This is a genomic window from Actinomadura sp. NPDC049753, assembly GCF_040674655.1.
In the GTDB taxonomy this organism is placed as follows: domain Bacteria; phylum Actinomycetota; class Actinomycetes; order Streptosporangiales; family Streptosporangiaceae; genus Spirillospora; species Spirillospora verrucosospora.
Genome location: NZ_JBFARL010000142.1, coordinates 1 through 21,692 on the forward strand (window position 1 = coordinate 1; position 21,692 = coordinate 21,692).

Below are 21,692 nucleotides of genomic sequence, written 5' to 3' on the forward strand. Positions count from 1 at the left end.
GGCGGCCCGGACGCCGTCCGGGCTGCTGACCTCCCTGCTGCGGGACGGGCTCGGCGTCACGGCCGCCCGGCCGAGGCTGAGCTGGCAGGTCGCCGACCTCGGCCCGGGGACGAAGCAGACGCACTACCAGGTGCAGTTCGCCACCACGCCGGCCCGCCTGGAGCGCGGCCCGCGCGTGTGGGACAGCGGGAAGGCCGCGTCGGCGGCGTCCGTCGCCGTGCCGTACGGCGGTCCGGCGCTGTCGCCGCGGACGCCGTACTGGTGGCGGGTCCGGACGTTCGACGGGCCCAGGGCGTCCCGCTGGTCCGAGCCCGCCCTGCTGGCCACGGGCGTCGGCGAGTGGTCCGCCGAGCCGATCTGGACGAGCGCCGCGCAGGCGCCCGGCGACGGCGTCCTCAAGGCCCGGCTGCAGATCACTTCGGTCGCGGCGAGCCTCTGGTTCCGGGCGTCGGGGACGAGCGCCAACTACCTGTGGCAGCTGCGCGCCGGCTCTCCCGGCGTCCTGAAGAAGCACGTCTGCGTGAACGGCGCCTACCAGGTGCTGGAGGAGAAGCGCCTGCCGTTCCCCGTCGAGACGGGCCGCTGGTACGACGTGGCGGTCGAGATGGAGGGCTCCACCTTCCGGACGTCCGTCGACGGCGCCGAGGTCGACACCTCGACCGACGCCACGTACCGGACGGGCACGGTCGGGATGCGCAACGGCTCCACCGAGGCCAACGTGTGGGACCGCGTCACCTTCACCGGCCCGGACGGCGAAGCGGTCATCGACGAGGACTTCGCCGACGGCCGCGGCACCTTCGGCGCCGGCACGGTCGCCGGCGGCGCCCTGACCCTCGCCAAGGGGCAGTCGACGCTGTCCTCGGCCGGGTCGCCCGACGACTCCTGGGCGCTGCTGCGCACCGAGTTCGTCCCGGAGGGCAAGCCGATCGCGGCCGCCGTGCTCCACGTCGCCGCCCAGTCTCCGGCGTCCATCCGCCAGTACCCGGCGAAGATCTGGGTGAACGGCGAGGTGGCCGGGTTCGCCTCCATGCGGGGCGGGGCCGGAGCGCCGAAGTACCACTCCTTCGATGTGACCGGGGCGCTCGAGCCGGGCCGGCGCAACGCGCTCGCCGCCCTGGCGTTCACCCCGGAGGACAAGCGCTTCCTCGCCGAGCTCGTCGTCACCTACGCCGACGGGACGTCCACCACCGTCGGGAGCGGCCCGGCGTGGAAGGCGCGCCGCCAGGCGGGGCTGCTGCGCGACGCCGGGACGATCGGCTCCGGCTTCTACACCGGCCCCCAGGAGTACTGGGACATGCGGCAGGAGCCGGCCGGGTGGACGAGCCCCGGCTTCGACGACTCCGGCTGGGAACCGGCGGCGGTGAAGGCGGCCGTCGGCGGGCTGGAGCCCGCGCTCGTCGAACCGGTCGGGCTGTACGACGCCGAACCCGCGTCCGTGCGGAAGGCGTCGCCCGGCACCTGGCTCGTGGACCTCGGACGGGAGATCGCGGGCGGTCTGCGCCTGTCCGTGCGCGGCAGGGCCGGCCAGACCGTCGAGGTCCGGCTCGGCGAGGAGCTCAACGCCGACGGGACGGTCAGGCACGCGCTGCGCGCCGGCGTCACCTACCGGGAGGTCTGGACGCTCCGCGACGGCGAGCAGACCATCGAGCACTGGGGCTACCGAGGGTTCCGCTACGCGCAGCTCGTCTGCGACGACGACCTCGACCTGTCGCGGGCCGTCACCGGACGCGCCTGGCGGGCCGCCTGGCGCGACTCCGACGCGTCGTTCTCCAGCTCCAGCCCCGACCTCGACCGCGTGTACGAGCTGTGCCGCTACTCGATCGAGGCGACGCGCGGCGACCTCTACACCGACACGCCGACGCGCGAACGCGGCCCCTACGAGGGCGACGCGCTCATCAACCAGGCGTCCGAGTACGCGGTGCAGCGCTCGTTCGCGCTGGCCCGCGCGTCCGACGCCTACCTGGCCCGCAACCCCACCTGGCCGACCGAGTACCGGCTGATGAGCGTCATGTCGGCCTGGCAGGACTACCTGCACACCGGTGACCCCGACCAGCTCGCCTCGGACTACGACATCCTCGTGTCCAAGCACCTGACGCCGCACCTCGGCGAGGACGGGCTCGTCCACAAGAAGCCCGCCTCGCCCACCCAGGACCTGGTCGACTGGCCCGCGTCCAATCGGGACGGCTACGTGTTCACCGACGTCAACACGGTCGTGAACGCCTGCCAGTACGCCGCGTTCACCGCCATGGCCGACATCGCGAACGCCCTGGGCAGGACGGCCGACGCGAAGGGCTGGCGGGAGCGCGCCGACACGCTGGCCAAGGCGATGCGGGAGAAGCTGCTCGACGCGTCCGGCGGACGGTTCGTCGATGGAGTGGGCACCGCCCACAGCGCGCAGCACGCCACCGTTTTCCCGGTCGCGCTCGGCGTGGCCGGGCCCGGGACGGTTCCCGACTCCGTCGTCCGCGCCTTGGGCGAGACCCTCGCGGACGGCGGCATGAAGGTCAGCGTCTACGGCGCGCAGTTCCTGCTGGACGCGCTGTTCGCCACCGGCCAGGCCAAGGCCGCGATCGGGCTGATGACGGCCGGCGGCATGAGCTCCTGGCTGCACATGCTGGACGACCTCGGCGCGACCATCGTGGCCGAGGCCTGGGACCCGTCCCTCAAACCCAACATGACGTTCTCGCACGCCTGGGGTTCGGCGCCCGCGAACGTCATCCCGCGCCACGTCCTCGGTGTGCGGATCACCGCGCCGGGGGCCGCCGAGATCGAGGTCCGGCCGCGCCCCGGCGACCTGACCCGGATCTCCGGGCGGGTCCCGACGATCCGCGGCCCGGTCTCCGTCGCGCTCGACCGCGCCGAGCGGTACCGCCTGGACGTGGACGTGCCGCCCGGCGCGTCCGCCCGCGTCGTCGTCGAGATCGGCGACGACGACCCGCGCGCGTACGGCGTCACCGGCCCCCATGCCCGCGCCCCCCGCGCCACGAGCCGGGACGCCACCGGCCGGCTCCTCACCATCGGCCCGGTCGGCTCCGGCCGCACCACAGTGATCAGGAGAAGACAGTGAACGACGAACGCACGGGGCAGGGGTTCACCCGCAGGCGCGCCCTCCAGATCGGCGCCGCGGCCGCCGTCGTGGCGGGCGCGGGCCCGGTCCTCGGGGGCGAGGCCGCCGCCCAGGCCGCGCCCGGTCTCCCCGCGGGGCCGGCGGCGGGCGGGTTCGCCCGGCCCGGCGCGGCGGTGCGGCCCCGGTTCCGCTGGTGGTGGCCGGACGGCCTGGTCGACCCGGCGGAGATCCGGCGCGAGATCGACCAGATCGCGGACGCCGGGTTCGGCGGCGCGGAGATCGTCGCGGTGCACCACAGCATCCGCGACAAGTCCGTCCTGGACCCGGCGGGCCACGGCTGGGGCACCCCGGCCTGGAACGCCGGCGTGGAGGCCGCGCTCGACCAGGCGGCCCGGCGCGGTGTGACCGTCGACCTGACGATCGGCCCGGCCTGGCCCGCCGCCGTCCCGACGATCACACCGGACGACGAGGCCGCCGTCCAGGAACTCGCGTACGGGACGGTGCCCGTCGCGGGCGGCGCCACCCATGACGGCCCGGTCCCCGAGCCGGTCACCGCGCCCGAGGACGGCGTGACGAGGCGGCACCTCGTCGCCGTCCACGCCGTGCGGACCGCCGCCGCGAACAACACCCGCAAGGAGACCGGCCTCGACCCCGCGTCGTTCACCGACCTGACCTCGAAGGTCGCGGGGGAGCGGATCACCTGGACGGCCCCGGAGGGCGGCGACTGGCTGCTGTTCTCCTACTGGCGGCGCGGCAGCGGGCAGCGGCCGGAGTCCGGCCCGCACTCGTCCCCGGACAGCTGCGTCGTCGACCACTTCAGCCGCGCCGGGACCCGCGCCGTCACCGCGTTCTGGGAGGCGCGCCTGCTCACCCGCGACGTCCGCAAGCTGATCAAGCGGGCGGGCGCGACGCTGTTCGAGGACTCGATCGAGCTGGAGACGGCGGCGCTGAACTGGACGCCCGACCTGCCCGCCGAGTTCCGGCGCCGCCGCGGCTACGACCTCATGCCGTACCTGCCGGTGATCGTCCGCCTCAAGGAGAACACCAAGTTCGCCTACGACGCGGCGACCACCGCCCACGTCCGCCACGACTTCTGGCAGACGGTCTCCGACCTGTTCAACGAGTTCCACTTCGCGGCGCTCGCGAAGTGGGCGCACTCGCTCGGGCTGGAGTACCGCGCGCAGCCGTACGGGCTGGAGACCGACGCCATCCACACCGCCGCGATCCTGGACGTCCCGGAGGGCGAGTCGCTCGGGTTCAAGAACCTGGACGACTACCGCGCTCTCGCCGGGGGCCGCGACATGGGAGGACGGAAGGTCCTCTCCAGCGAGGCGGGGGCCTACCAGGGCGGCGCCTACAACACCACCTGGGGCAAGTTCCTCCGCACCATGGGCGGCGCCTACGCGGCCGGGCTCAACCAGACCGTCCTGCACGGCTTCTCCTACGCCACCGCGCCGGGGGCGGCGTGGCCGGGATTCGCGGCCTTCACCCCCTACAACGGCGGCGTCGGGTTCTCCGAGTCGTGGGGACCGCGCCAGCCGACCTGGCGGCACGTCCCCGACGTGGCCGGCTACCTGGCGCGCGTCCACCTGGCCATGCAGGCCGGCAAGAGCCGCGTCGACGTGGCCGTGTTCCGCCAGAAGGGCTACACCAAGACCGGCATCGGCGCCGGGTGGTTCACCAAGAGCGGCGTCCCGCTGGGCTGGACGCACCAGCTCATCAGCGCGCCGCTGCTCGACCTGCCGTCCGCGACCGTGTCCGGCGGGCGGCTCGCCCCCGACGGCCCCGCCTACAAGGTCGTGTTCGTCGAGGGCGACCGTTTCGGCGGCAACGAGTGCACGCTGCCGCTCGGCACCGCCCGCACCATGCTGAGGCTGACGAAGGCGGGCCTGCCGCTGGTGTTCCTCGGCGACTGGTCGGCCGCGACCGTCCCCGGCCTGGCGCGCGACGGCGAGAACGAGCAGCTGCGCGCCGTCCTGACGCAGGTGTTCGCGCAGCCGCGCGTCCGCGTCGTCGCCGCCGAGGCCGACGTGCCCGGCGCGCTGGCCGACCTCGGCCTGCGCCCGACGGTCGCCTACGCGGAGGCTTCCACGCTCCTCACCGCCCACCGGCGGGACGGCCGCGCCGACTACTTCTACCTGTGCAACGGCAAGCACGCCGAGACCGTCAAGCCGCCGGTCGCCGCGATCGACCACGAGGTCACCTTCACCCGGTCCGACCGCGAGGCCGTCCCGTACCGGCTGGACCTGTGGACGGGCGAGACCGAGCGGGTCGCCGTCTACCGCGAGGAGGGCGAGACGATCACGCTGCGGGTGGCGCTGCAGCCGTCCGAGGCCACCGTGATCATTCTGGCGCGCGGCGGGGAGGCCCCGTCCGCCACCGCCTCGCAGGCCGAGCTCCGCGTCGACGGGCAGCGCCTGGTCGCCCGCGCGAGGGCCGCCGGCACCTACTCCACCACGCTGCGTGGCGGCCGCACCGTGCGGACGGTGATCGGCGCCGTGCCCGAGGCGCGGACCCTCACCGCCTGGCGGCTCCAGGTGGAGGACATGACGCCGGACGGCGTGCAGCGGCACGACCTGGAGCTCGACGGGCTCAAGGCGTGGCCGGACATCCCCGAGCTCGCGGACGTCTCCGGCATCGGCACCTACAGCACCACCGTGGACTGGACGGGCGGCGGCGCGGTGCTGGAGCTCGGAGAGGTCCTCGACACCTGCCGCGTGACCGTCAACGGCCACCGGCTCCCGGTCAGCGTGATCGTCCCGGTCGTGGACATCGGCCCCTGGCTGCGCCGCGGCGCCAACACGATCGAGGTCGAGGTCGCCACGACGCTGAACAACCGTCTCCGCGTCTCCGATCCCGGCGTGTACGGGGGCGCGTCCCGCCAGAGGTACGGGCTGGTCGGGCCGGTCCGGCTCGTCCCCTACGGCGAGGCGGTGGTCCCCACCCGCTGAACCCCGGACGTGCGGGAGGGCGTTGGCCCGCCCTCCCGCACGGTGGACCCCTCATCCATGTCCCGCTAAGAACAAATTCGCGAGGAACCCATGCACTCCAGCGTATCCAGGCGCCGCCGCGGCGTAGTCGCCGTCGCTCTCGGGCTGTCCGCCCTCACCGCCGCCCAGGCGGCCCCGCTCGGCACCGCCTACGCCGAGCCGGGCCGCGACGCGGCCCCGTGGCAGCGTTACAACCTCTCTCCTTCGTCACGGACGCTCCACCCGGTGTCGGTCTTCAGGTCCAGCGGCACCGTGGCGGACCCGGCCGCCGTCCTGAAGGGCGGCACGACCAGCCTGACCGGGGCCGGATCGTCCGTCACGCTCGACTTCGGCAAGGAGGTCAGCGGACTCACCACGCTGCGCTTCGCAGGGTCGGACGGTCCGCAGAAGGTCGGCGTCGCGTTCTCCGAGTCGTCCACCTACGTGGACACGACGAGCGACGCGTCGACCGGAGGCCCCCGCAGCCGCGACGGCGCCCTCTCCGTGGACGTCGACGGCGCCACGTCCTACACCACGCCCCCCGAACTGCTCCGCGGCGGCTTCCGCTACCTGACGATCTTCCTGTCCTCCGGAGGCCGGGTCGACCTGGACAAGGTGTCGCTGTCGTTCACCCCCGCGCCGACGATGAAGGACCCGTCGAAGTACGCGAACTACTTCTACTCGAGCGACGACCTGCTCAACCGCATCTGGTACGCGGGCGCCTACACCGTTCAGCTCAACACGATCTCCCCGAAGACGGGCCGGGTCTGGGAGCCCCCCGCGGCGCTGTGGGACAGCACCGGCGACATCGGCGTCGGCGACACCATCCTCGTGGACGGCGCCAAGCGCGACCGGACGGTCTGGCCCGGCGACCTCGGCATCGAGATCCCGAGCGCCTACGCGGCGTTCAACGACACCGAGTCCGCCCGCAACGCGCTCACCACCGTGTACCAGCACCAGCGCGACACCGGCGAGCTGCCCTACGCCGGGCCCGAGCTGAACAAGTACGGCTCGGACACCTACCACCTGTGGACGCTCGCCGCGAGCTGGGACTACTACCGCTACACCGGCGACACGGGCTGGGTGTCCGGCGTGTGGGACCGGTACCGGAAGGGCGTCGACTTCATCACCCGGAAGATGGACGACAAGGGCCTGGTGTCCATCACCGGGACGTCCGACTCCGTCCGGATCCTGGCCAAGGGCGAGAACCTCATCGCGAACGTGCTGATGTGGCGCGTCCTCGACACCGGCTCGCAGCTCGCCAAGGCGCAGGGCGACGACTCCCTGGCCGCGTCCTACGCCGAGCGGGCCGCCGCGCTCCGCACCGCCATCAACGCGAACTTCTGGGACGAGGCCGCCGGCGCGTACAAGTTCTATCCGAACTCGACGATCCACCCGCAGGCGGACAACTCCCTCGCCGTCTGGTACGGGCTCGCGGACCGGCGGCAGGCGCGCCGCATCAGCGAGTCCCTCAAGGGCAACTGGAACGAGATCACCTCGACCGCCCCCGAGAACAAGGGCAACCCCGGCGTCTTCTCCGGGTCCATGGAGGTGAACGCCCACTTCGCCGCCGGGGGTCAGGCCGCCGACCAGGCCGGCGTGGACATCATCCGACGCCAGTGGGGCTACATGCTCAACCACCCGGAGGGGACCGGCAGCACTTTCTGGGAGTCGTTCCGCAACCCGGGAGACGGGTGCGTCTTCTGCAGTTCCTACGTCAGCCTCGCCCACGCCTGGGCGACGGGCCCGACACCGGCTCTCACGTTCTCCGTGCTCGGCCTGAACCCCACCGGCACGGGCGGACGGTCGTTCGACTTCGTCCCGCACCCGGCCGACCTCACGTTCGCGCAAGGCCGGATCACCACGCCGGCCGGCGCCGTCGACGCCTCCTGGAAGGTCTCCGGCGGGACGTACACCGCGCACCTGAAGGCTCCGGGCACCACCGTCGGCCGCGCCGGCGTGCCGACGTTCGGAGCCCGGATCGAGGTCCGCGTCGACGGACGCCTCGTCTGGGACGGCACCCGCCCACGAGCCGCGGCCGACCTGAAACTGGGTGTCCACAGCGACGGCGAGTACGTGTACATCGAGGGCCTCCGCGGCTCGCACCGGCTCCAGAGCGACCGCGCATGACCGCCTCCTCGCGCAGGCCACTGCGCGGTCTGGCGGCCGCGGTCGGCTCCGGCTCCCACACCTTCCACGGCACCGTCTCCTGACGCACCGTCCGGTGGGCCGCGCCCCGGCGGCCCACCGGACCGGCGCCCCGCTGTCCCTACCGCTCCACCCACCCCCCTGAGGAGCCCAGCATGAACGAGTTGTCGCGGAGAAGGTTCGTCCAGGCAGGCGGGGTCGCCGCCGCCGCGGTCACGGCGAGCGGCGCGGTCGCGGCGCCCGCCCTGGCGTCGCCCGCGGCCGCCCCGCACCGGACGCTGCACCCCACCGACCTGCGGGTCGACCACCTGCCGGCCCCGCTCGGCATCGACGACACGGCCCCGACGCTCGGCTGGCGGTTCGCCGCCGGGCCGCGCGACGCCGTCCAGAGCGCCTACCAGGTGCGGGTGGCGACCACGGACGCCCGCCTCGCCCGCCCCGACCTGTGGGACTCCGGCAAGGTCGCCGGGGACGCTGTCTCGGCCGTGTACGCGGGACGCGCGCTGAAGTCCCGGCAGCGCGCGTCGTGGCAGGTCCGCGTGTGGGACGGGCAGGGCCGCGCGTCCGCGTGGAGCGAGCCGTCCCACTTCGAGATGGGCCTGCTCGCCCCCGCCGACTGGACGGCCGCGTGGATCGGGAACCCGGTGTGGGCGGCCGACCCGGCGCCCGCGCCCGCGACGGTCGCGTTCGCCGCCCGCACCGCCCGGTACGTCCGGGTGAACGTGACCCGGCTCGGGCTGCCGATCAAGGAGGGCTGGCCCTACAAGGTGTCGCGGCTCCAGCTCGCCGAGATCCAGGTGCTGGACGGGGCGTCGGGCCCGAACCTCGCGGCGAAGGCCCCGGTCACCGCGTCGGAGAGCTACACCGTCGCGGGCCAGTGGGAGCCGAAGGCCGTCACGGACGGCAACCTCACCAGCGACGCCGCGCCCTTCGGCTACACGAGCCTGGAGCGCAAGGACCAGGACCTCGCCGCGCCCATCTGGGTCCAGATCGACCTCGGCAGGGAGCAGCGGTTCGACCGGATCCTGCTCTACCCGCGCACGGACGAGACGACCGACGACGGCAGGACCCCCAACTTCCCGGAGGACTTCACCGTCCAGACCTCCGGCGACGGCACGGCGTTCGACACGGCCGCCGCGGTCAGGGGCCAGGAGGCGCCGCCGCCGCTGCGCCGCCAGCCCGAGGCCCTTCCCGTCTTCAAGCGCGAGTTCACTATCGGCAGGCGCGTCCGCACGGCCCGGCTGTACGCCACCGCCCTGGGCGTCCTGGACGTCACCGTGAACGGCCGTCCCGTCAGCGACGCCGTCCTCGAACCGCCCTACAGCAAGTACAAGGAGCGGATCGTCTACTCCACCTACGACGTGACCAGGCTGCTCCACCGCGGCGGCAACACCGTCGAGGTGGAACTGGGCACCGGCATGGCTCACGTGCCTCCGACGCCCGGCCGCTACGAGAAGCTCACCCGCTCGGACGGCAAGCCCGCGTTCATCGGCCAGCTGGAGATCACCTACACCGACGGATCGCGCGAGGTCGTGGCGTCCGACGCGTCCTGGCGCACGGCCCTCGGCGCGACCACGTTCACCAACTGGTACGGCGGCGAGGATCACGACGCGCGCCGCACCCGGCGGGACTGGACGGCCGCGGTGCGCGTCGCCGCGCCCACCTCCCGGCTCGCGGCCCGCATGTCGCCGCCGATCGTCCCCGTCGAGACGCTCCGCGCCAAGAAGATCACCAGCCCGAAGGACGGCGTCCACGTCGTCGACCTCGGCGTCAACTTCGCGGGCTGGCCGCTGCTGCGCGTCAGCGGCCCGGCCGGGACGAAGGTGACGATGCGCCCCGGCGAGCTCCTCAACGCCGACGGGACCGTCAGCCAGCACACCACCGGCTCGCCCATCTGGGACGCCTACACCCTCTCCGGCGACGGCACCGAGACGTGGCATCCCCGGTTCTGCTACCACGGCTTCCGCTACCTGCAGCTCGAAGGGCTGCCGGGGGAGCCGGACGACGGCACCGTCACCGGGATCGTCCTGCGGGCGGGCAACGCCAGGGCGGGCTCGTTCACCAGCTCGCACGGCCTCCTCAACGACATCCACAAGATCATCGACCGGGCCGTGCAGAGCAACATGTACTCCGTCCTCACCGACTGCCCGCACCGCGAGAAGCTCGGCTGGCTGGAGCAGGCCAACCTCGTGTTCCCCGCCGTCGCCCGCAACTACGACGTCACCGCCTACTACGGCGAGCTCGTCCGCGACATCGCCGAGGCCCAGACCGAGGACGGCCTCGTCCCGGACATCGCGCCGGAGTTCACGGTGTTCTCCGGCGGGTTCAGGGACGACCCCAACTGGGGCAACGTCATCGTGTTCGCGCCCTGGCAGATGTACCGCGCGTACGGCGACGAGGCGACGCTGCGCGCCTACTACCCGAACATGGTCCGCTACGTGGACTACCTGTCCGCGAAGGCTAAGGGGCATCTGCTCGACTACGGCCTCGGCGACTGGATCACCTTCGACGACAGCACCCCGAAGGGGGTGACCGCGACCTTCGGCTACCACCGGGCCGTCACCGCCCTCGCGCGGATCGCGAAGGTCGTCGGGAAGGACGCCGACGCCGCGCGGTACGAGTCGCTCGCGGGCGAGATCGGCTCGGCGTTCGACGCGAAGTACGCCACCGGCGACACCTACGGGTCCGGGAGCCAGGCGTGCGACGCCCTCGCTCTCGACATGGGCGTCGTGCCGGCGGACAGGAGAGAAGCGGTCCTGGCCCACCTGGTGAAGAGCATCGAGGCCAAGGGCTACCACCTGACGGTCGGCGAGATCGCGCTGCCGTCGGTGTTCCACGTGCTGTCCGCCGCCGGGCGCGACGACGTCATCCACGCCGTCGCCACGCAGACCGGCAACCCCAGCTACGGCTACCAGGTCGTGCACGGCGCGACCTCGCTGACCGAGAACTGGGACGGGCCCACCTCGGGCGCCTCGCAGAACCACTTCATGCTCGGCGCGATCGACGAGTGGTTCCACGCCGGCCTCGCGGGCCTCGGCCAGGCCGACGACTCGATCGGGTTCGCGACCCTCCTCGTCCGGCCGGCGGTCGTCGGGGACGTCACCTACGCGGCCGCGACCTACGAGACGCCGCGCGGGCGCGCCGCGTCCTCGTGGCGCCGCGCCGGGAAGAGGCTCCGGCTGGACGTCACCGTCCCGCCGGGGACGCGGGCCCGCGTGGAGTACCCGCTCCTCGGCGGATCCGCGAGGCCGAAGGCGCCGGAGGGGGCCGGATGGATCGGCGTCCAGAACGGCCGCGCCGTCTTCGAGGTCGGCTCCGGCGACTGGACCTTCCCGGGGGTGTCGTGACAGCCGGATGAGCGGTCCGCCCCCGCCCTCCGGTGCGCTAAAGCCACGGCTGCTGACAGTCAGGATCCGTGACCGCAGGGCGTCGGAGGGCGGGGATCGCGTGGACGCGGAACGAGGGGAGCCCGACCTCGGCATGCTGGCGGGCCGGTTGACGCGGGCGCTCCAGGAGGGAGCTGTTCCGCCGGCTCGCCGAGCAGGGGCACCCCGGCGTCCGGCCGCGGCACGGCACCGTCCTGGCCTTCCTCGAACCCGAGGGCGTGCGCGCGACCGAGCTGTCGGCCCGGTCCGGGCAGCACAAGCAGATCGTCGGCACGATCGTGGACGAGCTGGTGGAGCTCGGGTACGTCCGCCGCGAACCCGACCCGGGCGACCGCCGCGCCAAGCGGGTCGTGCCCACCGCGCGCGGCCTCGACGAGATCGCCAAGGCCCGCGCGGTCCTCGCCTCCATCGAGGACCGCCACCGGCGTGCCCTCGGCGACGAGCGCTTCACCGTCTTCAGGGACGCGCTCGCCGAGGTCGCCCGTTCCCAGCGCGACTGGGACCGGGGCGCCCAGACCGCCCGCGGGCCGGGCGAGCGACGGGCCCGGGCATGTTTGACGGCACATCTCAGGGCAGGAGAGCGCACGGCACACAGTCGAGGGAGGAGGGACACCGTGACCGTACCGGACGTGGATCTCATCGACGGGACCGCGATGCCGCAGCTCGGCTTCGGGGTCTTCCAGGTGGGGAACGACGAGGCCGAGAGCGCCGTGACGATCGCCCTGCGGAACGGCTACCGCAGCATCGACACCGCCAGCGCCTACGGCAACGAGGAAGGCGTGGGGCGCGCCCTGCGCGCGTCGGAGCTGCCGCGCGACGAGCTGTTCGTCACCAGCAAGGTGTGGAACAGCGAGCAGGGCTACGACGACGCCCTGCGCGCCTACGAGGCGAGCCTGCGCCGCCTCGGCCTGGAGTACCTGGACCTCTACCTGATCCACTGGCCGATGCCGGGCCGCGACAGGTACCTGGAGACCTGGCGGGCGCTGGAACGGCTGAAGCACGACGGGCGGGTCCGCGCGATCGGCGTCTCCAACTTCACCGTGGAGACGCTGCGGCGCGTCATCGACGAGGCCGACGTGGTCCCCGCCGTCAACCAGATCGAGCTGCACCCGTACTTCCAGCAGGACGGGATGCGCGCCTTCCACCGCGACCACGGCATCCGCACCGAGGCGTGGGCGCCGCTCGGTCAGGGGCACGGGCTCCTGGACGACCCCGCGCTCGACCGCATCGCCCGGGCCCACGGCCGCACCCCCGCCCAGGTCGCGCTGCGCTGGCACCTGCAGATCGGGAACGTGGTCATCCCGAAGTCGGCGACGCCGTCCCGGATCGCGGAGAACATCGACGTGTTCGGCTTCGAGCTGACGCCGGACGACATGAAGACGCTCGGCGAGATGGACAAGGGCCTCCGCTTCGGGCCCGACCCGGCGACGTTCGAGACGGACTAGCGCTCCGGACTAGCGCAGCTCCCCGACGCCGACGAGCCCGGCGAACCGCTCGCCGTCGGTCACGACGCCCCGGTCGAGCCATTCGCGCGGCCCGGTGAGCCCCGGATGCAGCAGTTCGAACCCGTCGAAGAACTCCAGGATCCGGGCGCGGGGACGGGCGCCGAGCCGCGCGCTGGCGCCCTGGTAGACGCGCTCGGCCTGCGCCATCCGCTCGGGGAAGGCGTCCGAGGCCAGGTGCGACAGGATCAGCCGGCTGCCGGCCGCCAGCGCGTCCCGGTAGCGGGCGACGAGCGCGTGCGGGTCCTCGGCGTCCATGATCGGGCAACCGCAGCCGCGCGGCAACGCCGGCGCGGCGCGCCGGGCGGCGGCCGCCGGGAGACCCCCAAGATCGTGACTGTGGGTGGTCGAGCGTAACGTTCCGTGCATGGGGGAGGATCGGGGGAGCTGGACGGGGCCCGGCGGGTTACGGGTGACGGCGGTGCGGCTGACCGGCGCGCACCGGGTGTGGGCGGACTTCGCCGGCGTGCGGGGGGCCACGGCGCTGCTGGTGACGCGGGACGGGGTGCCCGTCGGCCGCGGCTACTACCCGTCGGTCGAGGATCTCGCCGAGATCGTCGACCTGGCGGAGCTGCGCTCGGGATAGCGGTTGCGCGGACGCCCCCGCGCGTGTAGTCGGTTACTGGTGGGACAGCGCAGGTGTGACGTCGCCGTGGTCGGATCGCTCAACGCCGACCTGGTGGTGGGAGTGGAGCGGCGGCCGGCGCCGGGGGAGACCGTGCTCGGGTCCGACCTGGCCACGCATCCGGGCGGCAAGGGGGCCAACCAGGCGGTCGCGGCGGCGCGGCTCGGCGGCCGGGCCGCGATCGTCGGCAGGGTCGGCGACGACGGGCACGGCGCCCTGCTGCGCGACGCCCTGGCCGCGGCCGGCGTGGACCTCGCGCACCTGGCGGCCACCCCGGGCGTCCCGACGGGCGTCGCGCTGATCGCGGTCGGGCCGGACGGCGACAACAGCATCATCGTCTCGCCCGGCGCCAACGCCAGGCTCGGCCCCGCCGACGTCGAGGCGGCCCGCGCGCTGATCGAGAGCGCCCCGGTCGTGTCGCTGCAGATGGAGGTGCCGCTGCCCGCCGTGGAGGCCGCCGCCGGGCTCGCCGCCCGCGCGGGCCGCCGGGTCGTGCTGAACCTCTCGCCGTCCGCGCCCGTCCCGGACGGGCTGCTCGCCCTCTGCGACCCCCTCGTCGTCAACGAGCACGAGGCCGCCTTCCTGCTCGGCGGGGACGGCGACCCCGGCCGGATGGCGGAGGAGCTCGCCGGCTTCGGGCCCCGCTCGGTCGCGGTCACGGTCGGCGCCGACGGCGTCGTCGTCGCCGACGGCCGGGGCACCGCAGCCGTCCCGTCCCCGCGGTCGGAGGCCGTCGACACCACGGGCGCCGGCGACGCCTTCACCGCCGCGCTGTGCCTGCGGCTCGCGCGCGGCGACTCCCTGCGGGACGCGGCCCGCTACGCCACCCGGGTCGGCGCCGCGGCCGTCCGGCGCCCCGGCGCGCAGAGCTCGTTCCCCACCCCGGACGAAGTGCCCGCCCTCTAGTTCACCGGTCGGTGAGGGCGCAGCCGGTACAGCTCGTCGGCGGCGTCGTGGACGTCCGAGCCCAGGTCGAACGCGCTGAGCAGGTACAGGTCGTCGGCGGTCTCGATCTCCAGGATCCGCGTGTGCAGGAGCAGCCGGCGCCGCTCGTCCACCCTGATGGAGACCACCTCGTCCCAGCGCAGGCGGCGGCGCCGGGCATAGCCGGTCACGACGGTGAGGCCCTCGCGGTCGGCGGCGAGCCGGACCGGGACGATCAGGTCGCGCAGCGCGAGCACGTTCAGGCCGATCGCCGCCGCGCCCGCCAGGAACCGGAACTGGGGGTCGTGGGAGTACAGCACGAGCAGCGCCGTGACGGCCGCCGCCGCCGCGCACTTGACCACCACATGACCTGGCGGTACGCGCCACCGCCGCTCCTGAGCCGCCTCCATGCCGCCGACCATAGCCCCCGCCGGGCCCTGCCCGCGCCATGGATCGGTCCGATACCGTCGGGGCCATGCGACTCGGTGTGCTGGACGTGGGTTCGAACACGGTGCATCTCCTGGTGGTGGACGCCCACCAGGGCGCGCGGCCCCTCCCCGCGTACTCCCACAAGGCGGACCTGAGACTCGCCGACCATCTGGAGGACGGCGAGCGGCTCTCCGAGGACGGCGAGACGCTGCTGCGCGACTTCGTCGACGAGGCGCTTCAGGTCGCCGAGGACAAGGGCGTGGAGGACCTGGTCGCGTTCGCCACCTCCGCCGTCCGCGACGCGTCCAACGGCGAGGACGTCCTGGCGCGCATCCGTGCGGACAAGCGGATCGACATCCGGGCGCTGTCCGGCGAGGAGGAGGCGCGGCTGACGTTCCTCGCCGTCCGGCGCTGGTTCGGCTGGTCCTCGGGGCGGCTGCTGGTGGTCGACATCGGCGGCGGCTCGCTGGAGGTCGCCTCCGGCATCGACGAGGAGCCGGACGCGGCGTTCTCCCTGCCGCTCGGCGCCGGGCGCCTCACCCGCGACTGGTTCACCGCCGACCCGCCGCCCGCCGAGGAGGTCCGCAACGTGCGCCGGCACGTCCGCGCGGAGATCGCGCGGCGGGTCGGGGACGTCGCCCGGTACGGGGCGGCCGACCACGCGGTCGCCACGTCCAAGACGTTCAAGCAGCTCGCCCGGATCGGCGGCGCCGCCCCGACGGCCGACGGCCCCTACCAGCGGCGCGTCCTGGCGGGCGAGGCCCTCACCGAGTGGACCGACAAGCTCGCCGCGATGCCCTCCGCCGAGCGCGCCGAGCTGCCCGGGGTGTCGGAGCGGCGCGCCCCGCAGCTGCTCGCGGGCGCCATCGTCGCCGACGCGGCGATGGACCTGTTCGAGCTGCCCGAGCTGGAGATCTGCCCGTGGGCGCTGCGCGAGGGCGTCATCCTGCGCCGCCTCGACATGATCACCGGCTGAGCGCGCGGAGCGGCCTCACGACCAGTTCGGGTGGCCGAGCACCCGGCCCTCGGGCGTGACGGCGCGGTCGCCGGTGCCGTCCGCGCGGACGGCGCGGATCACCGGGTCGGTGACCTCGCCGCGCACATAGGCGAGCCAGCGGCCGCCGCCCGACCACGCCGGGTCCATGTCGCGCGCGGCTCCGGACGTCAGCGCGTGCGCGCCGGACCCGTCGGCGTTCATGATCCAGATGTCGCTCGCGGTGACCGGGCCCCGGACGTAGGCGATCTTGGAGCCGTCGGGGGACCACTCCGGGTCGACCGCGCGCACGCCGTCCCTGCTGATCCGCGTCCAGGCGCCGCCCGGCCGGTCCGCGTCCATGGTGTAGATCTGCTCCACGTCGGCGTCGCGCTTGCTCCAGAACACGAGCCTGCCCGAGGACGACCACATCGGGTCGTCCTTGAGGGAGCCGTCGGTGGTCAGCTGGGTGACCTGGCCGCCCCCCACGGCCATGGCGAAGATCTGCCGGACGCCGTCCTTCTCGCCCACGAAGGCCAGGCGGGCGCCGTCGGGCGACCACGCCACGCGGGTGCCGCGCACGATGCCGGTCACCTTCCGGGCGCCGGACCCGTCGGCGTTCACCACCCAGGCCTCGCCGCTCCTCTGGCCCATCCTGGTGAACGCGACGCGCCTGCCGTCCGGTGACCGCTCGGGGAGGACGTCGCAGCCCGGCCCGCCCACCAGCGTCCTCGGAGACGCCTCGCCGGGCCTGTAGACGCCGATGTCGGCGTTGCACGTCGCCGGCCACCCGGGTGCGGTGTCGATCCGGACGAACATCGGCGCGGTCGGGAACGCCGCCGCGCCCGCCGCCGCGTTCCGCGCCCCGCCGGACTCCCGCCCGGCGAAGTAGACGGCACCCGCCACGATCCCCGCGACCAGCAGCCCCGCCGCGGTCGAGGCGGCGAACACGCCGCGCCGTGACCGCCCCCGGCCCCCGGCCGGAGGGGCGGGGAACTCCCGTGCGGTGGGCGGGTCGGTGCGGCGCTCGTGGGCGGGTTCGGTCCGCGGCTCCGGCTGGGGCAGCGGCTGCGGGACCGGGACCGGAGCCGGGACGTCCTGGGAGGTCGCCGACGGGTCGGCGGCGCGCGTCGCTTCCGGGGCCGCCGCGGGGGCCACGGGCGGAGCCGTCCACATCTCGCCCAGCTCGGTCGTCACGGCGGCCTCGCCGGATCCGCCGACCAGCGCCAGGAGCAGGTCCCGGGCGCTCGGCCGCTGCGCGGGGTCCTTGCGCAGCGACGCCTGGACGAGCCCGGTCAGCGACGGCGGCAGGTCGCCGATCTCGGGGTCGGCGTGCACGGCGCGGGCCGCCATGATCTGGAACGAGCCCTGCCCGAACGGGTTGCGCCCGCTGGCGGCGAACGCCACCAGGCAGCCCCAGGCGAACACGTCCACGGCCGGAGTGACCTGCTGCGTGGTGATCTGCTCGGGCGCGATCCAGCCGGGCGTGCCGACGACCTGCCCGGTCCGGGTGTGGGAGGAGGCCATGTCCAGCGCGCGGGCGATCCCGAAATCGATCACGCGCGGCCCGGAGATGGACAGCAGCACGTTGCTCGGCTTCAGGTCGCGGTGCACCAGGCCCGCGCTGTGGATGGCGACGAGCGCGGCGGCCACGCCCACCGCGACGCCGTGCAGCATCCCCGGCGACAGGGCCCCGTTCGCGCTGACGTGCTGGAGCAGCGACGGCCCGTCGATGTACTCGGTCACCATGTAGGCCAGGCCGAGGTCCTCGCCGTGCTCCAGGACCTGCGCCGTGCAGAACGACGCCACGCGCTGGGCGTTGGCGGCCTCGTCGTGGAAGCGCGCGAGGAACGTCCTGTCGCCCGCCAGCTCGGCCCGGACCACCTTCACGGCCACGGCCCGCCCGTCGGCGTCGCGGCCGAGGTAGACGGCGCCCATCCCGCCCTCGCCGATCTTGGCCTCGATCCGGTACCGGCCGATCCGGGAGGGGTCGTCCGGGCGCAGCTCACCCAGGGAGGTCGCGTCCATGGAGTCTCACCTTCCGCCCCCACGGAGCCACGTCTTGGCGACCGCCCCACGGCGGCACGCGGCCCCAACGCCTCCATACGATGACAGAGGAGGCGGTGAGGTTCTAGCGCGGGCCGCCCGATCTCGCCTCAGTGGAAGTTCCGGGCCCGGACGCGGCCGGGGACCGGCAGGCGGCGCAGCCGGGTGGCCCGGACGTTGGTGACCCCGTCCACGCGTTCCAGACGGCCGCTGACCAGCAGCGCCTGGGAGTCGACGGCCAGGCCGCGGTACCGCTGGAACACCTGCGGCGGGCACACCACGTTGATGATGCCGGTCTCGTCCTCCAGGGTCATGAACACGATGCCTCCGGCCGTCGGCGGGCGCTGCCGGTGGGTGACGAGCCCGGCGACGACGACGTTGGTCTCGCCCGGCGTCTCCGCGAGCCGCGCGGACGGCAGCGCGCCCAGCTCGTCCAGCGCCTCCCGGACGTGCGCGACGGGATGGGTGTGGGAGACGCCGGTGGCCCACAGGTCGGCGAGGGTCTCCTCGATCGGCGTCATCGCCGGGAGGGCGGGCGCGGACGCGCCCGGCGTGACGCCCTCGATCCGCCCCGGGCCGGAGCCCGCCAGCGCGCCCGCCGCCCAGAGGGCCTCGCGCCGCGACAGGCCGAACCGGTCGAACGCGCCCGCGGTGGCGAGCGCCTCCAGGGCGCCGGCCGACAGCGGCACGCGGCGGGCGAGATCCTCCATGCTCGTGTAGGGGCGTCCGGCCGCGATGGCCTCGGCGGTGTCGTCCCCCAGGTTGCGGACGCCCGACAGCCCCAGCCGTATCGCGGGCTGCGGGACGGCGGGCGCGTGGGGATGGCCGGAGCCGGCCTCGACGGGCTCCTCCAGGGTGGGGTGGACGTCGCTGGCGTTGATGTCCACGCCCCGGACCACGACACCGTGCCGCCGGGCGTCGGCGAGAAGGCTCTGCGGGCTGTAGAACCCCATCGGCTGGTTGCGCACCAGGGCCGCGGTGAACGCGGCGGGGTGGTGGCGCTTCAGCCAGGCGCTCGCGTACACCAGATGCGCGAAGCTCTGCGCGTGCGACTCGGGGAACCCGAACCCGGTGAAGCCGAGGATCTTCTCGTACACGCTCTCCGCGACGGGGGCCGGGATGCCGCGCTCGGCCATCCCGTCGAGCAGCCGCCGCCTCAGCCGCTCGACGCGCTCGGGGGCGCGCTTGGCGCCCATCGCCTGCCGGAGCTGGTCGGCCTCGGCGGGGGTGAAGCCCGCGCAGTCGACGGCGAGCTGCATCATCTGCTCCTGGAACAGCGGGACGCCGAGCGTGCGGGACAGGGCCGGCTCCATCAGCGGGTGCGGGCAGTCGGCGGGCTCCAGGCCCTTGCGCCGCCGCAGGTAGGGGTGCACGGACCCGCCCTGGATCGGCCCCGGCCTGATCAGCGCCACCTCCACCACCAGGTCGTAGAACTCGCGGGGCCTCAGACGGGGCAGCGTCGCCATCTGCGCCCGCGACTCGACCTGGAACACCCCGACCGTGTCGGCGTCGCACAGCATGTCGTAGACCTCCGGGTCGTCCGGGGGGATCGACTGGAGGTCGTGCCGGACCCCGTGGTGCTCGGCCACCAGGTCGAAGCAGTCGTGCAGCGCCGCGAGCATCCCGAGCCCGAGCAGGTCGAACTTGACGAGCCCGGCCGCCGCGCAGTCGTCCTTGTCCCACTGCAGGACGGTGCGGCCCGGCATCGTCGCCCACTCGATCGGGCAGATCTCCCCGACGGGCCGGTCCGCGATGACCATGCCGCCGGAGTGGATGCCGAGGTGGCGGGGGAGCGCCAGCATCCGGTCCGCCAGCTCCTTCACCGGCGCCGGGATGCCGGCCTCCGTCCCGACGGGGTCGCGCGGGTCGATGCTCTTCGACCACGCGTCCTGCTGGCCGGGGGAGAACCCGAGCGCGCGCGCCGCGTCCCGGACGGCCATGCGCGGGCGGTAGCTGATGACGTTCGCGACCTGCGCCGTGCGCTCCCGCCCGTACTTCTCGTAGACGTACTGGATGGCCTCCTCCCGGCGCCGGTGCTCGATGTCCAGGTCGATGTCGGGCGGGCCGTCCCGCCCCGGCGACAGGAACCGCTCGAACAGCAGGCCGTGCCGGACGGCGTCGACCCCGGTGATGCCGAGCGCGTAGCAGACCGCCGAGTTGGCCGCCGATCCCCGGCCCTGGCACAGGATCCCCCTGCTCCGGCAGAACTCCACGATGTCGTGCACGATCAGGAAGTAGCCGGGGAAGCGGAGCTGCTCGATGACGTCCAGCTCGCGGGCGATCTGCTCGTAGGCGCCGGAGATCCGCTCCCGCTCGGGCGGCCCGTACCGCCGGAGCGCCCCCTCCTTCACGAGGCGCCGCAGCCAGCTCGCCTCGTCGTGCCCGTCCGGGACGGGCCAGTCGGGCAGCCGGGGCGCGACCACGTCGAAGTCGAACCGGCACTCCTCCGCCAGCGCGACCGTCCGCTCGCGGACGCCGGGGAACCGCGCGAGCCGTCCCGCCATCTCCGCGCCGCTGCGGATGTGGGCGGTGCCGGCCGCCGGAAGCCAGCCGGCCATGTCGTCCAGGCCGCGCCGCGCCCGGACGGCGGCCATGGCCTGCGCGAGCCGCGCGTCGGCGCCGGGCGCGGCGAAGTGCACGTTGTTGGACGCCACCACGTCCACCCGGACCCGGCGCGCCAGCGCGAACAGGGCGTCGTTGCGCAGGTCGTCGTCGGGCTGATCGTGGTCGACCAGCTCGACGAACACGTTGTCGCGGCCGTAGGCGGCGACCAGCTCGCGCAGCTCCCGCTCCGCCGCGTCCGGGCCGCCCGCCTCCAGCGCCGCCGGGACCGGGCCCTTCCGGCAGCCGGTGAGGACGGCCCAGTGGCCGCCGTGCGCCTCGGCCAGCGCGTCCGCGTCGTAGACGGGCCTGCCCTTCCGTCCTCCCGCGAGCTGCGCGGACGTGATCGCCGAGCAGAGCCGCGCGTACCCGGGGGCGCCCCGGGCGAGGACCAGCAGGTGCCGGCCGGCCGGGTCGGGCTCGCCGGTCCGCGGCCCGGGCATGCCGAGACCCAGCTCCGCGCCGAACACCGTGCCGATCCCGGCCTCGCCCGCGGCCCGCGCGAACTGCACCGCCCCGTACATGCCGTCGTGGTCGGTGACGGCCATCGCCTGCACGCCGAGCCGCGCCGCCTCGGCGACCAGCGAGGCGGGGTCGCTCGCCCCGTCCAGGAAGCTGAACGAGGAGTGGACGTGCAGCTCCGCCCACGGCACCCGGGCCTCGGCGCGGCGGGGGACGCCGGCCGGCTCCGGCGGCGGCTCGGGCGCCCGCCCGCCGGGCCGCCACGACAGCCGCTCCTCGAACTCCCGCCACGGGATCGGCGGATTGTGCCATCCCATCAGCCGGAGAGCCCCTCACTCATGAACGGCGGCTCGGTCGTGGAAGGCCGCTCAGTCATAGACGGCCTCGACGTGCCAGCGCCCGCCCTCGACGGCGAGCAGGTAGGCGGCGCCGTCGTCGGTGGTGACCTGGAACCGGGCGCGGCGACCCGGCTGGAACCTCGGCGTCGACTTCCTGCCCGGGTCGCTCGGCTTCGATCCGCTCGGCTGGAGCCCCGACCCCGGCTTCGCGTCCCGGGTGCT

Annotated in this window: 12 protein-coding genes and 2 pseudogenes; 10 read left to right on the plus strand and 4 right to left on the minus strand. The window is 74.2% G+C overall.

The window, feature by feature from the left end; translation table 11 throughout:
- From AB0K37_RS29190 to AB0K37_RS29215, 6 genes and pseudogenes are all read left to right on the plus strand, one after another.
- Positions 1-3,067: family 78 glycoside hydrolase catalytic domain (locus AB0K37_RS29190; RefSeq protein ID WP_363986424.1), on the plus strand; the 3,067-nt coding region annotated here is incomplete at its 5' end.
- Positions 3,064-6,018, plus strand: coding sequence for a glycosyl hydrolase (locus tag AB0K37_RS29195; protein WP_363986426.1), 2,955 nt, complete (start codon positions 3,064-3,066; stop codon positions 6,016-6,018). The genes AB0K37_RS29190 and AB0K37_RS29195, both read left to right, overlap by 4 nt.
- 90 nt (positions 6,019-6,108) lie before the next feature.
- Positions 6,109-8,166, plus strand: coding sequence for an alpha-L-rhamnosidase C-terminal domain-containing protein (locus AB0K37_RS29200; protein WP_363986428.1), 2,058 nt, complete (start codon positions 6,109-6,111; stop codon positions 8,164-8,166).
- 173 nt (positions 8,167-8,339) lie between these two features.
- The gene (locus tag AB0K37_RS29205) at positions 8,340-11,531 is read left to right on the plus strand and encodes a family 78 glycoside hydrolase catalytic domain (protein ID WP_363986430.1); all 3,192 of its coding nucleotides are present in this window, start codon (positions 8,340-8,342) and stop codon (positions 11,529-11,531) included.
- A gap of 173 nt (positions 11,532-11,704) precedes the next feature.
- Positions 11,705-11,899: pseudogene (locus AB0K37_RS29210) on the plus strand (helix-turn-helix domain-containing protein); the annotation flags it as partial.
- 324 nt (positions 11,900-12,223) lie between these two features.
- The gene (locus AB0K37_RS29215; protein ID WP_363986445.1) at positions 12,224-13,015 is read left to right on the plus strand and encodes an aldo/keto reductase; all 792 of its coding nucleotides are present in this window, start codon (positions 12,224-12,226) and stop codon (positions 13,013-13,015) included.
- Positions 13,016-13,024: 9 nt separating this feature from the next.
- Here AB0K37_RS29215 and AB0K37_RS29220 read toward each other — a convergent pair whose 3' ends face one another.
- Positions 13,025-13,330, minus strand: a complete 306-nt coding sequence (locus AB0K37_RS29220; RefSeq protein ID WP_363986432.1) for an SAM-dependent methyltransferase — start codon at positions 13,328-13,330, stop codon at positions 13,025-13,027.
- A gap of 109 nt (positions 13,331-13,439) precedes the next feature.
- Between AB0K37_RS29220 and AB0K37_RS29225 the strand changes: the two genes are divergently transcribed.
- Complete coding sequence (locus tag AB0K37_RS29225) at positions 13,440-13,658, plus strand: hypothetical protein (protein WP_363986434.1); 219 nt, start codon at positions 13,440-13,442, stop codon at positions 13,656-13,658.
- Positions 13,659-13,724: 66 nt separating this feature from the next.
- Positions 13,725-14,603 carry a ribokinase gene (locus tag AB0K37_RS29230; RefSeq protein WP_363986436.1) on the plus strand — a complete coding sequence of 293 codons (879 nt, stop codon included), beginning with the start codon at positions 13,725-13,727 and terminating at the stop codon, positions 14,601-14,603.
- On the opposite strand, the gene AB0K37_RS29235 is transcribed toward AB0K37_RS29230, so the two are convergent.
- Positions 14,600-15,031 carry a PH domain-containing protein gene (locus AB0K37_RS29235; protein ID WP_363986438.1) on the minus strand — a complete coding sequence of 144 codons (432 nt, stop codon included), beginning with the start codon at positions 15,029-15,031 and terminating at the stop codon, positions 14,600-14,602. The genes AB0K37_RS29230 and AB0K37_RS29235 overlap by 4 nt on opposite strands.
- A gap of 65 nt (positions 15,032-15,096) precedes the next feature.
- Between AB0K37_RS29235 and AB0K37_RS29240 the strand changes: the two genes are divergently transcribed.
- Positions 15,097-16,026 carry a Ppx/GppA phosphatase family protein gene (locus AB0K37_RS29240; protein ID WP_363986440.1) on the plus strand — a complete coding sequence of 310 codons (930 nt, stop codon included), beginning with the start codon at positions 15,097-15,099 and terminating at the stop codon, positions 16,024-16,026.
- Between the two features lie 15 nt (positions 16,027-16,041).
- On the opposite strand, the gene AB0K37_RS29245 is transcribed toward AB0K37_RS29240, so the two are convergent.
- Entirely contained in the window at positions 16,042-18,051 is a 2,010-nt protein-coding gene (locus tag AB0K37_RS29245) for a protein kinase (protein WP_363986442.1), read from the minus strand.
- Between the two features lie 128 nt (positions 18,052-18,179).
- The gene (locus AB0K37_RS29250) at positions 18,180-21,449 is read right to left on the minus strand and encodes an error-prone DNA polymerase (RefSeq protein ID WP_363986443.1); all 3,270 of its coding nucleotides are present in this window, start codon (positions 21,447-21,449) and stop codon (positions 18,180-18,182) included.
- Between the two features lie 151 nt (positions 21,450-21,600).
- On the opposite strand from AB0K37_RS29250, the pseudogene AB0K37_RS29255 reads away from it, so the two are divergent.
- Positions 21,601-21,692 (plus strand): annotated as a pseudogene (locus tag AB0K37_RS29255) (aminotransferase class I and II); the annotation flags it as partial.